At 60.7% G+C, this 13,708-nt stretch carries 11 protein-coding genes; 6 read left to right on the forward strand and 5 right to left on the reverse strand.

What is annotated here, in order from left to right; genetic code table 11:
- Positions 1-36: 36 nt before the first annotated feature.
- Positions 37-960 carry a carbon-nitrogen hydrolase family protein gene (locus KW846_RS07130; RefSeq protein ID WP_218481765.1) on the reverse strand — a complete coding sequence of 308 codons (924 nt, stop codon included), beginning with the start codon at positions 958-960 and terminating at the stop codon, positions 37-39.
- A gap of 84 nt (positions 961-1,044) precedes the next feature.
- On the opposite strand from KW846_RS07130, the gene KW846_RS07135 reads away from it, so the two are divergent.
- Entirely contained in the window at positions 1,045-1,953 is a 909-nt protein-coding gene (locus KW846_RS07135; protein WP_218481766.1) for a LysR family transcriptional regulator, read from the forward strand.
- A gap of 9 nt (positions 1,954-1,962) precedes the next feature.
- Here the strand turns inward: KW846_RS07135 and KW846_RS07140 are convergent, their stop codons facing one another.
- A complete protein-coding gene (locus KW846_RS07140; RefSeq protein ID WP_007970091.1) occupies positions 1,963-2,217 on the reverse strand; it encodes a hypothetical protein in 255 nt (84 codons plus the stop codon).
- Between the two features lie 164 nt (positions 2,218-2,381).
- Here KW846_RS07140 and KW846_RS07145 point away from each other — a divergent pair, with 164 nt between their 5' ends.
- The gene (locus KW846_RS07145; RefSeq protein ID WP_015094973.1) at positions 2,382-2,699 is read left to right on the forward strand and encodes a YqjD family protein; all 318 of its coding nucleotides are present in this window, start codon (positions 2,382-2,384) and stop codon (positions 2,697-2,699) included.
- A gap of 166 nt (positions 2,700-2,865) precedes the next feature.
- Here the strand turns inward: KW846_RS07145 and KW846_RS07150 are convergent, their stop codons facing one another.
- On the reverse strand, positions 2,866-3,906 hold the full coding sequence (locus KW846_RS07150) for an Ldh family oxidoreductase (protein ID WP_218481767.1): 1,041 nt from the start codon (positions 3,904-3,906) through the stop codon (positions 2,866-2,868).
- Between the two features lie 235 nt (positions 3,907-4,141).
- On the opposite strand from KW846_RS07150, the gene KW846_RS07155 reads away from it, so the two are divergent.
- Both KW846_RS07155 and KW846_RS07160 read left to right on the forward strand, forming a co-directional pair.
- Entirely contained in the window at positions 4,142-8,974 is a 4,833-nt protein-coding gene (locus KW846_RS07155) for a dermonecrotic toxin domain-containing protein (RefSeq protein ID WP_218481768.1), read from the forward strand.
- Positions 8,975-9,181: 207 nt separating this feature from the next.
- On the forward strand, positions 9,182-10,183 hold the full coding sequence (locus KW846_RS07160) for a FecR family protein (RefSeq protein WP_116580445.1): 1,002 nt from the start codon (positions 9,182-9,184) through the stop codon (positions 10,181-10,183).
- Positions 10,184-10,240: 57 nt separating this feature from the next.
- Here KW846_RS07160 and KW846_RS07165 read toward each other — a convergent pair whose 3' ends face one another.
- Entirely contained in the window at positions 10,241-12,589 is a 2,349-nt protein-coding gene (locus KW846_RS07165) for an acylase (RefSeq protein WP_218481769.1), read from the reverse strand.
- A 249-nt stretch (positions 12,590-12,838) separates the two neighbouring features.
- Between KW846_RS07165 and KW846_RS07170 the strand changes: the two genes are divergently transcribed.
- On the forward strand, positions 12,839-13,210 hold the full coding sequence (locus KW846_RS07170) for a fe2+ zn2+ uptake regulation protein (protein WP_116580447.1): 372 nt from the start codon (positions 12,839-12,841) through the stop codon (positions 13,208-13,210).
- Between the two features lie 8 nt (positions 13,211-13,218).
- Here the strand turns inward: KW846_RS07170 and KW846_RS07175 are convergent, their stop codons facing one another.
- Positions 13,219-13,407 (reverse strand): hypothetical protein, encoded by a 189-nt coding sequence (locus KW846_RS07175; protein WP_007970993.1) that lies wholly within the window; start codon positions 13,405-13,407, stop codon positions 13,219-13,221.
- 156 nt (positions 13,408-13,563) lie between these two features.
- Between KW846_RS07175 and KW846_RS07180 the strand changes: the two genes are divergently transcribed.
- Positions 13,564-13,701 (forward strand): hypothetical protein, encoded by a 138-nt coding sequence (locus KW846_RS07180; RefSeq protein WP_218481770.1) that lies wholly within the window; start codon positions 13,564-13,566, stop codon positions 13,699-13,701.
- Positions 13,702-13,708: the final 7 nt, after the last annotated feature.

A 13,708-nucleotide genomic window follows, 5' to 3' on the forward strand; every position in this document is an offset into this window, starting at 1 on the left:
AAGTTGTCTGACTGGTTTGGCCAAAGCCCTCAAGCCTCAGGAAGTGAAGCGCACCCCCGGTTTAGCGCGCTCGTCCACGGTCAGCTCGAACACATCCGGGCGAGCGTAGTGACCGACCACGTCATAGTCGTAGCGGGCGCGCACGAGGTCGTCAGTATCGATCTGCGCGGTCAGCAGACCGGCGCCATCTCGCAACGGCCCGGCGAGGATGTCGCCCATGGGCCCTACGATCACGCTGCCGCCGGCGATCAACGGCCGATCCGCCGGCCAGTTGGCGATGTCCAGGCCCAGGGCCTGGGGCGATGCCTGGACCTGACAGGCGCTGACCACGAAACAACGCCCCTCATGGGCGATGTGGCGCATGCTGACCTGCCACATCTCCCGTTCGTCCACGGTCGGCGCGCACCACACCTCCACGCCCTTGGCGTACATTGCCGTGCGCAGCAGCGGCATCATGTTTTCCCAGCACACCACCGCACCGATGCGCCCGACCTGGCTGTCGATCACCGGCAGCGTCGAACCATCGCCCTTGCCCCAGATCAGCCGTTCGGTACCGGTGGGCATCAACTTGCGGTGTTTGGCCAGCAGCCCGGCCTGCGGATCAAAGTGCAAGGCCGTGCAGTACAAGGTACTACCGGCGCGTTCGATGACGCCGATCACCAGATTCGCCCCGGTGCGTGCGGACAGGCCGGCCAGCGCCTCGGTTTCCGCGCCGGGCACGTCGATGGCGTTGGCAAAATAGCGGGCAAAGGCTTCGCGACCTTGCGCCAGCCGAAAACCAAGCTGGGTGCCAAAACCCTCGCCCTTGGGATAACCGCCCAGCAGCGCTTCCGGCATGACCACCAGCGCGGCACCGGACTCGATGATCGCATGCTCATAGGACAGGATCTGTTCCAGGGTATCGGCCTTGCCACCGGGCAAGGCGCCAATCTGCAAAGCCGCAACGATTGATTTGGGCATCACGAAATCTCCATTCGCATCAGGGGTTGCTCATTCTCCGGCGCCACGTGATCATCAATAAAGACCGATTCACTGCTGAATGATATGAACCAGATGAATATCACCAACATCGACCTCAACCTGCTCAAAGTCTTCGAAGCGCTGCACGAAGAGTCCAGCGCCAGCCGGGCCGCCTTGCGCCTGGGCGTGACGCAATCGGCCGTCAGCGCAGCCTTGCGCCGCTTGCGCGAGGTGTATGGCGATCAACTGTTCGTGCGCACCGGGCGCGGCCTGGCGCCTTCGCTCAAGGCCAATCAGCTCAAGCCGGTGGTCAGCGAGGCCCTTAATAAATGCCGGCAGAGCCTGGCGATGGTTGACCCGGCTGCGCAGCAGTACGAAGGCCGCTCGGTCACCGTGGGCATGTCGGACGATTTCGAAATTGCCTACGGCCGACGACTGATCGAGGAAATCGCCCGGAGCGCGCCGAAGTTGCGCCTGATTTTTCGCCAGACCCACAGCCAGATCGTTGCCCAGGCGTTGATGGAGCGCAGCATTGATCTGGCGATCACCGCAGGCGGCTTTGCCGAGCGGCTGCTTAGCCGCCAGGTGCTGGGAGAAGGTGGTTATCTGTGCCTGGCGGACCCGTCGAGCCTGGTCAAGGGCCAGTGCAGCATCAGTCTTGAGGAGTTTGTGGCCCGCGAGCACATCCTGGTGTCGTCCGGCGGTTTTATCGGGATTACCGATGAAGGATTGGCGGCGCTGGGCCTGAGTCGGCGGGTGTGCGCCTCGACCACGCATTTTGCCGCGCTGCCGCATTTGCTCAAGGGCAGCCAGGCCGTGGCGACCATTCCGGCCCATGCCGCCCGAAGCATCGCGACGCTCAGCGGCCTGGCACTGCTGCCCTGCCCCTTGGCCTTGCCGCGCTACCCGATCGAACTGGGCTGGCGCACCAGCACCCAGCTTGACCCGGTCGTTTTGAAAGTGCGCGAGGCGATTGTCGCGAGTTTCGCCTGACAACCAATGTTATTTGTTGGCCGCCATCAGGCGATTGACTTCGCTGCGCACCATGTTGGCGTATTCCGGGGGCGACATGCCGTCCAGTTCGGCACGCACCCATTCGGCCCACTTGCCTTTGCGCTTGGCCCGTTCACCAAACAACCGTGCGGCCTCGCCCTTGGCTTTGCCCAGGTTGTTTTGCCAGAGTTCGAACAGACGGGATTTCTCGTCTTCAAGCGCAGCGCGCTCGGCGAGGGGTTTGTCGGCCAGATTGAAGCTCATGGGAATTTCCTGCTGCGTAAAATTGGCGACATCTTACACTGTAGGGCGAAATGTCCTGCGCCGGTTTTTCAGCAAGATGACCTTCCCGGGCAAAATAGCTGCAACTTTTCCGACGGCCGCAGACTCCATTGTTCACTGTCCACTTACCCGCAAGGAGTACTTCAATGGCCCGCAAAACCGCCGCGCAAGCTGCCGAAGATCAAATCAAGGATCAAGCGTTCAGCGAACTTCAATCGTTGATCGAAGAGTCGGAAAAACTGCTGAAAAGCAGCGCCTCACTGGTCGGGGAAGAAGCGGACACCCTTCGCGGACAAATCGCCCTGAAACTCCAGCAGGCCAGGGATTCGGTGACCAGCGTGCGCAACCGCACCCTGCCGGCGGTCGAGGCCACTGAAACCTATATCGGCGGGCATCCATGGCAAACCGTGGCGATTTCCGCCGGGTTTGGTCTGGTGGTGGGGTTGTTGCTGGGGCGTCGCTGAGCGTTCCGATCAAAAAACGCAAACCCTGTAGGAGCGAGCCTGCTCGCGATGGACTTGAGGGCACCGCGGGGAATCAGATTTCCCGCGTAATCGTTAACGACCATCGCGAGCAGGCTCGCTCCTACAGGGGTTGCGTTAATTAGACATTATTTGCCAATACCCCGAATCACTCCCCCGCCAGCTCCCGCAGGTTCGCCAGCGTCCGGGCATCGAGTTCAATGCCGTTGGCCAGCGATTTGGCGCGCTGATGATGACGCCGGTCACCCGGCAAACGCTTCAGGCCGACACCGTGCATTTGCCGCACCAGTTCCTGGCTGCGTTGGGCAAAACTTTGCCCCGCGGCCTTGTCCGGATCAATCACGATCAGCAACTGGCCCGTCCAGGGCGTCTTGGCGCCTGGATGGTTGTTCCAGTCGAACTCGAAGGAAAAATTGCCGCCGGTCAGTGCCGCCGCGAGCAACTCGACCATCATCGACAACGCCGAGCCCTTGTGTCCGCCAAATGGCAGCAACGCGCCGCCTTCAAGAATCGCTTTCGGGTCGGTCGTCGGCTGGCCGAGGCTGTCCACGCCCATCCCTTGCGGCAAGCGTTCGCCCTGGCGTGCGGCAATTTGCACGTCGCCATGGGCAATGGCGCTGGTGGCGAGGTCGAAGACAATCGGTTCGCCGTCACCCCGGGGCGCGGCGAAGGCGATCGGATTGGTACCGAACAGAGGTCGATCGGCACCGTGGGGCACCACGCAGGTCATGCTGTTGACCACGCTCAACGCCACCAGCCCTTCATACGCGAAGGGTTCGACATCCGGCCACAAGGCCGCGAAATGGTGCGAGTTACGGATCGCCAGCACCGCAATGCCGGCACTTCGGGCTTTCTGCACCAGTAATTCGCGCGCCGCCGCCAGGGCCGGTTGCGCAAAACCGTTATCGGCATCGACCCGCACAAATCCCGAAGCCACATCTTCGACCACCGGAACGGCCTGGCCATTGACCCAGCCGCTTTGCAGCGTCGAAACATAACCCGGGATCCGGAACACCCCGTGACTGTGGGCGCCATCGCGCTCGGCGCCGGCGCAGTTTTGTGCCAGCACCCTGGCAACCTCGGCGGAGGTGCCATGACGCAGAAAAATCTTTTCCAGCAAAGCGCTCAGCGCTTCGAGTGACAGGTGTGACGAGACGGCAGTAGAGGCGTGATCGTGTGGCGCAGACATCTGAAGCTCCAGAATGATTATTGGAGGGAACAACAGCGTACAAAGACCCGCCGATTAACAACGCGCGACGAGCGACCTGTCAACCTTTCGCTCAGGGGGCGATGAGGTATATCCGTGTCACCAATGCCCACGCCCCGTGCGTTATCTATTTACCACCTGCATCAACGCACCGGCTTTTAGTCTCGATGCTCAACCCACAGGCGCCCTTGAGTGGCCCCTTGAGCGAGACTCGACGATGTCTACACCCGTAACTCCGCTGTTTTTCCCCGAAGCACTGACGATGCCCGGCCTCTGGCGAGAACTTGGCCAAACCCACGGGCTGGCGCAAAAGGATTTCGAATGGTTCAGCCATATCGAACTGGCCAGCCAGGCCCTGCGCGATGAGCAGACGCCGCCCATGCTGGCGAAAAAAATCCTGCTGAAGATCCCTGGCCAGGAACCCGTGGCGCTGGCCGGCAGTTTTTTGCTGACCGCGACGCCGGATGACAATGGCGTGATTCTCTACACCCCCTACGCCGGTATACAGAAATTCACCAGTCGTTCGGTCCTGACCGAACATTTGGCAGCACAACTCGAAGCAGCCAACGAAGACAATGAACTGCTGGCCTTCATGGCGCTAGCACAACGCAAGGCCGTGGTGGCTGCCGCCGATATCGGGCTGGAGTATCAGACCATTGAGGGTGACGTGTTCGAGGACCAGCGCAACACCCTCTCCCGCCATCAGCAACTCAACGACCAGGCCCTGCTCGATGAACTCAAGGCGCTACCGTCCTTGACGTCGCTGCTCGATGCATTGCTGGCTGAACAACTGACGGCGTCTTTTCCCAGTGTGGATCAGAGCCAGACCCGGGTGAATTTTTATCTGGCAGCGACTGACGGTAACGAGGATGCAAGTCGTCCGACGCGACCTTGGGTCAACTCCCTGTCGCTGAGTGATGCCGTGCTCCTGCACTATCGCCATCAGCGTTGGCCCTCCGGGCAGGCCCATGAGTTTTCCCACCCGAAAAAGTCCCCGGCAAACGCTGATCAGGGACACTGGGAGACGGCGGTCACGACTGTCTCGCGCAAACTGGTCAGCCTGCTGATCGGGCAGCTCGAACAATACTGGGACGCGGCGAGCGCCAATGGCGCCTCGCGTCGCGCACTCTTCGGCCGGGTCATCGCCGATCAGGCGCGCGGGCAACTGCTGCTCAAGCGCGAAGCCGGGATCATCACCCCGAAGCAAAACCAGGATCTGCACGCGTTGATCTCGACGGCCAGCCGGACGAACACATCGATGACGGTCGAAACCGTGCGCCTGTGGGAGTACCAGGCCAATTACGTCGAGCTGGCCGGTTCACTGATGGTCAGCGCCAGTCATGCGTTTCTCTACACGCCCACCGAAGGTTTGCAGGTGCTCAAGGACTACCAGGACTTGCGCGATACCGTGCGCAGCAAGTTCGGCGCGGCCGGTCACGAGGACGAACTCTATGGCCTGCTGAGCTTGGACGAACGCCAGCGATTCATTGGTTTTGACCGGCCGAATGTGACTGGGGAAGCAATCTCCGGCGCGATCTTCAGCAAGCTCTTCGACGCCATCGTCACCAAGCAACTGCAGAACACCGAATACAGCCTGCAGGTGTTCCGCCACAGTGACGGTGCCGTCGACATCCACGCCCTGTTCGACAAGGCGCTGGATATCCGTTCGATGCTCAACGAGCGGCTGCTGAAGCTGGAGACCGACGGACGCTGGAGCACGCGGCCGGTGTTGTCCGGCGACCAGCATCCGTCCATGGTGCTGGCCGATACGGCGGCAGCGTTCGTCAAGAGCTTCAGTGACATCGAAACGCTGATCAACGCCGACTTCGCCGCACAACCGATCACTTCACTGGCGTTGCAGCGGGTCTACCTGGAAAACCTGCAGCCGCGCCTGGCCCATGCACTTTCCGTCGGCATCCGCGGCGAGGCAAGCTTGCGCACACTCAGTGCGACATTGGCGGATGCGGACCGGGCCATCGTCGATACGGTGTTCAACCCGGATCAGGCCGACAGACATAACCGTCGCTCCTTGAAGGGGTTCCGACCCGATGCCTATTCACTGACCCTTGAGTGCTCCGGTGTGCGGGATGTCCTGCCGCTCGCCCATTGCCTGCTCCTGACCGAGCGCGGCGGACTCGACCCCTCGCATTCCGGCCGGACGATCCTGTGGACGCCCGCCGAGGGGCTGGAGGTGTTTGACAACATCAGCCGTGCCAGGCAGGAACTGAACCGGCGCCTGCTCGACCCGCAACAACGTATGGCGCTACTGGAAAACCTCACCCCGAGCCAACGCGTCTTCCACCAACGCTACTCGCTGGGTCCGCTGCGGCTGATTGAAGGATCAGTACTGGAGCAGGTCGCACGATCCTCCATCGATCACTTTCTGGCTCGCTGCGAACACACGCGCGGCCTGGAACTGAACGACACGAAGCAGAAAAAGGCGCTGAAAGCGCTGGCTACGGCCGGGATCAACACCCATTTGCGCAGAGCCACCTCGATCGCCCGGGCGATCACCCTGCAACAGTCACTGCCCGCATGGCTTGGAATGGCCCCGCTTGAAGATCAGCGGCTGCACGTTGAGCTGCTGGAGCAATACCGCAACAGCGTCGAGGAGGACAAAGACTACCTGCACGGGATCACACCCCTCAGGTCGTATGTGCATGGACGGCTGACGACCTTGCTCGGCAATCGCTTCCCGGCCATTACGCTGGACCCCGACGATATTGAAATCATTCCCGACCTCAACCTGACCGGTCCCGCCCGCAGCCTTACCGAGTTCGCCCTGAACCATGTCAATGTCGCGCAAGGCTCCGGATTCCAGGTTTCCTCGACAACCACCCAGGCACTGCCCGAGGGGCTGGACCAGGCCGCGGTCCGTCAACTGCTGCAGTCTTTGAACATTGTGCAAAGCTACGCAGCACTGGTAACGCAGACGTTGTCCGGTACAACGGCCGACGCCGAAAGCCGGATGCAGCGTTTCGTCAAACAACTGCCCTGGCAACTGCTGCAACACGCCCACGAACTGAAGCTGCTGCAAAGGCTATCCGGCAGCGCGTTCGATTTGCTGCGACAGGTGCTCGACATGCCGGACGCCACGGCCCGAGCAGCCGTGCAGGGAGCACAGGCGATTGCCCGGCCACTGGAGCTGATCAAGACCACCGGCGCCGCCGCTGTCAAAGCGTTGGGCCTGTACCTGGTGGGCCCCGGCAACGCAAAGGCCGGGCCGCAGATCCTCTATGCCCCTTACCACCCTGGCGGCTCGCCTTTTATCGAATTCGACACTGAGGCCAGCCTTGTCTCGGCGCTGAACACGCCGGGCCCCTTGCAGGACATGTTGCTACGGCGCCTGCCGGACAGCGAGCAGTCCGCCTTCCGCAACCTGTTCAGCTCGACCGTTGGGCAATCGAGTGAGATCACCCTCGGGTCCAACCCCATCGACGGCAACTTGCTCACCCAGCTGTTCCACGACAACACCCGACTGCTGTCGCAAATGCTTGGCAGCCAGTTACACACGGCAAGCCAGGCGGACTGGGAGGCCGTCAAACACCTGTTTGGCTCCGGCATCCAGCGCATCCTCGGCCTGTTACCGGGCAAACTCGCTTATGCGCAGTTTCTCTGGAACGCCTACAAGGATGCCCGCAACTCTGCAGAAGCCCTGCAGGATCATCACTGGAAAGTTGCGCTGGAGGAGTTCATCGCCGGTGCAGCGCAACTCATCTCATTGGGCAGGCTGTCGCTCGAAGGATGGACCGACACGGCCCAGGCAACCCAGGAAAACCCTGGCGCACCGGTCGCCACACCGATCATCGCGCCAAAGTGGTCCGAGATCGATTCGACGGCACCGCTGCGTACGCGGCTGCAACCGTTCGAAACCACGGTCGAACTCAAGAATCTGACGAAAAACAACGCTGACGGCACCTACCTCGATGCGACGAGCAAAAAAACCTACGCCCCCATCGCCGGCAAGGTCTACGGCGTAGACAAGACCGGGCCGGCCTGGCGAATGATCAAGGACAAGGAACAAGGCCCCGTATTACTGACGGCGCCAAACAAGCAACTAGTGATCGACCCGGACATTCATACGGTGCACTTCGGCAAGGCCATGTCGAAAATGCACAACCAGTTTGCTCATGCCCGTATCGCCGGAGAGGTGCTGAACATCGAGGCCCGGGGGATGGAAGACATTCGCGCCAGGCATCCCGATAAAGCCCGAATGATCGTGCAGGCCATCGACATGGCACGCTATTACGCGTTCAACAGTTTGCACAACATGACGCAACTGCGCAGATTCGTCCCCGGCACCCGGCTGGACACCTTCCTCAAAGGCTTCTTTGGTGTCGGCCAGGTCAACGCAGCGCTGCTCGACAAGATCAAGGACGCCATTCTCCCCATCTGCAACGCGCTGGTCGACCCCGATGAAGACTGGATGAACTCCCATCGTTTTATCGTGGGTTCAAACCGGGACCCGCAGGACAACCTCATCGCGTTTGTCCTGGACAAGGATCTCAAGCGCCACGTGCATTTCACCGAAAAGTTCTTCGATCAACAGCTCGACTGGTACAAATCCTGCCTGACTGAGCCCTTCAACGTCGACGGCCACAGCCAGGCCGCCACGCTGATTCACGAGTTCGCTCACCTGTTTTCCGCAGCCGTGGACATTGCATCCCTTGAAGCCCGGCGCCCGTTCAGCGATCTGGTGACGCCGATCACGGCCTACGGTGAAGCCATGAAAGAGTCCCAATTGAAATTCCAGCGCGAAGCCTTGTCGCTGAACACGCCGAAAGAGGAACTGTTTGCGCGTTGGAACAGCAGCCTGCAATCGTGGATCAGCCTGGATTCGATCCCGGCGGCCTATCACATCGGCAAGGCCATTCTGAGGTTAACGGGCAGCAGGACCATGGAGCAGGCACGGGATGCATTCCTGGACGGGCAAAATGCGAACTTCAGGGCTGACGTCATTTTGCACAATGCCGATTCGCTCGCGTTCCTGATCTGCGAAATGGGCCGGCAACTGGACCCGGTGCCGGCCACATCGGCCTCCGGAACCTGATCCGCCAATCACAGGGCGCAGATCCCCGGATCTGCGCCGCTCAAAGGCCCTGACCGCACAGGGGTAATCAGTTTGATTGTTTTTACGCCAGCAGAGATTCCAGAGGCGAGGCGTTGAAAAAAAGTTACACATTGATAGTTAATTGCCATGACTGATGTTCTCGCAGACTGTCCCCAAGGTTAGAATGCACGAAATCAGGATGAGCCAATGACCGAACACACGCTCTCGGAAGCCGAATACGACGCCATCACCGATGCCGCTGCGCATTGGTGCATGCGTCTGCACGCCAATGACTGCACAACGCAGGAGCGCCAGGCGTTCGAACAATGGCGAAATGCGCATCCGCTCCATGCCTTCGAATACGAAGCGATGCTGGAAATATGGGATGTCGCCGGCGACCTGCCCCGCCCCGCGCCCGTCCTGCCGCTGGTTCGCCCGCAACCCGAAACTCCGTGGCGCCGCCTGGCCATTGCCGCGGCAGTCTGTGCCCTGGCGCTGCCTTTGGCCGGTTATGCCGGCTGGCACCTGGGCTGGGTACCGAACGCGTACCAGCATTTCGAAGCCACCGACAATGTTCGCACGGTCACCTTGAAGGATGGCAGCCAGGTGGAACTGAACCTGGGCAGCGAGCTGACGTACAGCAACTACAAGGATCAGCGGCAAGTCACGCTGAAGAAAGGCGAAGCGTACTTCAGGGTCAGCCATGACACCCGCCACCCTTTTGTGGTCAAGGCGGCCGAAGGCAAGATTCGTGTGACCGGCACCCAATTCAACGTCTGGATGTATGAAGACCAGGTCAAGGTCAATCTGATCGAGGGTTCGGTACTGGTCAGCAGCAACACCGACCTGCCCGGCGACGGTTTGCGCCTCGACCCGGCGATGCAGGCCAGTTATCGCGGCGGAGACTTCACTCCCCGCATCAGCCAGACCTACGACAATGACAGTTCGCTGGCCTGGCGCCAGGGCAAGCTGGTGCTCGACGATCTGGCGCTGAGCGATGCGCTGCCATTGATCAATCGCTACCTGGACAAACCGCTGATGGTCGCCGACAACAGCACCGGTTCGATCCATATCGGTGGCATCTACAACATCAAAGAGATCAACGGCCTGGTGAAGTCCCTGCCGCGGGTCCTGCCGGTCTACCTGACCCGCAATGACAATGGCAATCTGGTGGTCAACGCGATCCCGCAAAAGACCCCGAAAAGCTGAAAAGGCCGCGACCCTTGCGGGGTGCGGCCTTCAGCGTTCCACTAAAACTACATTACCTCAATGCGCGACGACCTTGGCATCCTGCTGGCGGATCGTCTGTACCTGATACTGCGGATCGGACGTGATCTGCTGTTCGGTGAAGGGCAGCACGCTCCATTGCTTCTGCGAAAAGGCCTGCGTCTGATCCCGTGAAAATTTCGAAGCAGGGTCACTCGACAACGAGAACGCCAGCAGCCCCTTGGCTTGCGGTCCGTTTTCGTCGAAGGTCACCACTTGCAGGTAACTGGTGCCACTGACCACCTCGCGCTTGCCATCGCTGCGCGGCACGCTCTGGATCGCGTTGTAGACACCCAGCGTGCCCGGCCCGCCATGGATCGGCGTCTGTTGCCCGCCACTGCTGACCACCTGGATGTCGCCCCAGCGAGTGTCCGGCTTGAGGCCTGACGCCTTGACCTGCTCAGCCGAAGCCAGCATCGCTGTGCGTAGCGCCTTGGCCACTGACGGGTGATCGACGGCGAGTCCACTCGGGGTGTGTTGCGGGTCTTGCGGATCGAACGCCACGCGCCATACGTCCGGCACCGGCTCCAATGCCTCCATGACATTCTGGAAGTGCACAAAGCCCAGACCGCTGCCCAGGTTGGCCTTGCGGTCCCAGGCCTTGAGGCTGGCGCACAGTGGCGCGAGGGTTCTGGCATCGGCACCGAGATCCTTCGCGCAGAATTGCAGCAGGTCCGGCATCACTTGAGCCGCCTGATAGACCTGATCGTCCATGACCATGTGCTGCAAGTCCGCCACCGCGACCTTGCCGGCCCCGGTCAGCGTACTCAAACGGTCCAGGGCAAAGCGTGAACGCAGGCCCAGAGGCTGGCCGTCCTGGCTGATCAGCGGCGAGTAGCCGGTCAGCGGTTGCGCCGGATTGGCCATCCACGCCGAATCGTTGGAGTGCTGGACAAAATCCTTGCGCAGCAGCTGCGGCAGTTTGTCCGCTGCATAGATGCCCCGTTGTGGCGCCTGCGGGTCGATGTCCCAGGCACAGGCACTGTTGGAACCGTCAAGAATGATCATCTGCAGACCGATCCGCGGATCGCTGCATTGCGCCAGCTTGTCGACGCTGACGTTGGGCACCACCGAGAGGTTCATGTACAGCGTCTGCCCCTGATCGTCCGCCGCCAGGGTGTTGACCCACGGAATGCCCTGGATCCTGTGCACCGAGTCCTGGAAATCCCTGAGGTTTTCGGCGCGGTTCATCGCGTACCACTGCTGCAGGACGCGATCGTTATCCAGGTTGGCGTCGCGCAGGCTGAAGGCGTACTGATGATCCCAATCGAGTTTTCCCGGCCATTGCACCACCGGACCGAACTTCGAGCTGTAGACCACGCGGGAAATCGCCCGGACCTGCCCGTCCGCCTGCTTGACGTTGACGGTCAGGGTCTGCTTGTCCATCGGCAAGGACTGGCCGTCGAGCAAGTAACGGGTCGAATCCCTGGGATCGAGTTGCAGGCGGTACAGCGTGAAATGCCTGGACGAATCCACTGTGTGGGTCCAGGCCAGATGTTGATTAAAACCAATGTTGATCAGCGGCAGGCCGGGCAACGCCGCGCCCATCACATCCAGCTTGCCGGGAATGGTCAGGTGCATCTGATAAAAACGCATGCCGCCCACCCACGGGAAGTGCGGGTTAGCCAGCAACATGCCGCGTCCATTAAAGGAACGTTCGCTGCCGATCGCGACCGCATTACTGCCCCGATCCAGGGCAAACCGTTGCATGCGCGTGGCGGCCACCTGGAACGCTGCCTGGGCGTTCGACGCCCGGGCCACGGCTTGGGGCGGCGTGGCACCGGCCAGGGCTTCGGCGAACTGGCCGACACCCCCTTCGACCAACAGGCGCCGGGTCAGCTTGACCAGATCCGACGGGGTGATGTCCCGCACCCAATCGCCCTGGCATTGTTGCGGCAGCCCCTGGGCACGACGTTCGCTCAGGGAACGGTTGAACCCCGCCACATAGCCTTCAATCAACTCACGCACCGGCGGAGTCTGGGCCTGCCAGAAAGCGGCGACGGCTTGCGGGGTGTTGAGCCAGGTGAAGAACAGATCGCTGACCAGGTTCTCACGCGCCTCGACGGTGAACTGGTCCGGCCCAAAATAGCGCGAACGCTCGCCGTTCACCGTAGTGATCTCGTTCGCCAGCAGGCACAGGTTGTCCTGGGCGTAGGCATAGCCGATGCCGTAGCCCAGCCCGCGCTCGTTGTCGGCGCGGATGTGCGGCACGCCGAAACTGGTTCGGCGGATGTCCGCGCTCGTTGGCGCAGGCGCATCGCTCGCGCTCGCCGCAAGGCTCAACCCCAGGCTCAATCCCAGAGTCACACCCGCCAGGCTCAACCTGGTTAACTGGCTGGAAATAATCACGCTCGCTCCTGATCGAAAAAACGATGGCCGCTGTTGCGCGCACCCACGCGCGCAGTGCCTCCCTGTAGGGACGAAGCTCACATCAATAATTTAGGGTTTTGCCGCGCTTTGTCGTGCGAACTGACAGACTGATCACACGCCGTCGACAAAATTTCTACATTCGAGCCTTCATGATTTGGGGAGCTCATACGTCTAGACATGCAAGAGCGCCCCATTTTTCCTGATCAGGCTCTGAAAAGGAGTTTTGCAATGTACAACTCGCAACTGCCAACGGACGGTAGCAACGCGCCAAAGGGTACTTCAATGGAAGTCGGCGTGTTCGAGCCGCATACCGATCGCCACGGTAACGAGCGGATCCGGGTCCTGCTCAAGAGCTATGGCCTGCGCACCAGCCTGATCCGCCTGAAAGTCATCGATGCCCTGCTGACGGCCGCCGAAAGCGACCGCAGTCTTGGCGTGCGTGGCGTACACAGCCAATTGCTGGACCTGGACATTCCCCTGTCCTTTCTCAGCGTGCGCGAAGTGCTCAAGCGTTTGTGCATTGAAGGCGTGATTGTGCTAAACCCCGACAAAAGCTACAGCCTGCATCCACAGGCTGCCGCCATCCTGCGCAACCAGTGAGCGAATGATCAGGGCTTGACCTTGCGGCGCATCACGCCATTGATGACGACCACGATCACCGCCACGCCAATGGCGATGTACTGGAACATTTTTTCGCTGATGACGCCGGTGTTCTGCAACCAGGAAAGGCCAAACATGATCCCCAGCACCACCAGGGAGATCAGAATCGAGTATTTCAAACGTTGCGACTGAGTCATTGCGGGTTCCTGAATCTGAAAATGTATCCGGTTTGTATCAAGACGCTTGCCAAGCACATACCCTGTTCCCGGGATAAGCGGCCACAAGCGGGGTCACATGTTACAGCCGATGAAGAGTTTTAGCTTCATTGCGGCGATAACCATGAGGACTTTGAAATGTTGCGTCGAATCACATTGCTGATTCCCCTGCTGGCCATCCTGCCCCTGAGCGGTTGCATTGTTTTCCCCCATGGGGGCTGGCATCACGATCACTACTACGAACATGGCGGACCGGGTTACTACCCCCATCGTTAACCGCTGA

It is taken from the genome of Pseudomonas sp. PDM32, from assembly GCF_019219225.1.
Taxonomy (GTDB): Bacteria; Pseudomonadota; Gammaproteobacteria; order Pseudomonadales; family Pseudomonadaceae; genus Aquipseudomonas; species Aquipseudomonas laurylsulfatiphila.

Bases quoted from the DNA above. Each gene is read 5' to 3' on its own strand.
- KW846_RS07140 (WP_007970091.1), bottom strand. From the start codon at position 2,217: ATGAGCTTCAATCTGGCCGACAAACCCCTCGCCGAGCGCGCTGCGCTT.
- KW846_RS07135 (WP_218481766.1), top strand. From the start codon at position 1,045: ATGAACCAGATGAATATCACCAACATCGACCTCAACCTGCTCAAAGTC.
- KW846_RS07155 (WP_218481768.1), top strand. From the start codon at position 4,142: ATGTCTACACCCGTAACTCCGCTGTTTTTCCCCGAAGCACTGACGATG.
- KW846_RS07175 (WP_007970993.1), bottom strand. From the start codon at position 13,407: ATGACTCAGTCGCAACGTTTGAAATACTCGATTCTGATCTCCCTGGTG.
- KW846_RS07160 (WP_116580445.1), top strand. From the start codon at position 9,182: ATGACCGAACACACGCTCTCGGAAGCCGAATACGACGCCATCACCGAT.
- KW846_RS07150 (WP_218481767.1), bottom strand. From the start codon at position 3,906: ATGTCTGCGCCACACGATCACGCCTCTACTGCCGTCTCGTCACACCTG.
- KW846_RS07180 (WP_218481770.1), top strand. From the start codon at position 13,564: ATGTTGCGTCGAATCACATTGCTGATTCCCCTGCTGGCCATCCTGCCC.
- KW846_RS07170 (WP_116580447.1), top strand. From the start codon at position 12,839: ATGTACAACTCGCAACTGCCAACGGACGGTAGCAACGCGCCAAAGGGT.
- KW846_RS07130 (WP_218481765.1), bottom strand. From the start codon at position 960: ATGCCCAAATCAATCGTTGCGGCTTTGCAGATTGGCGCCTTGCCCGGT.
- KW846_RS07145 (WP_015094973.1), top strand. From the start codon at position 2,382: ATGGCCCGCAAAACCGCCGCGCAAGCTGCCGAAGATCAAATCAAGGAT.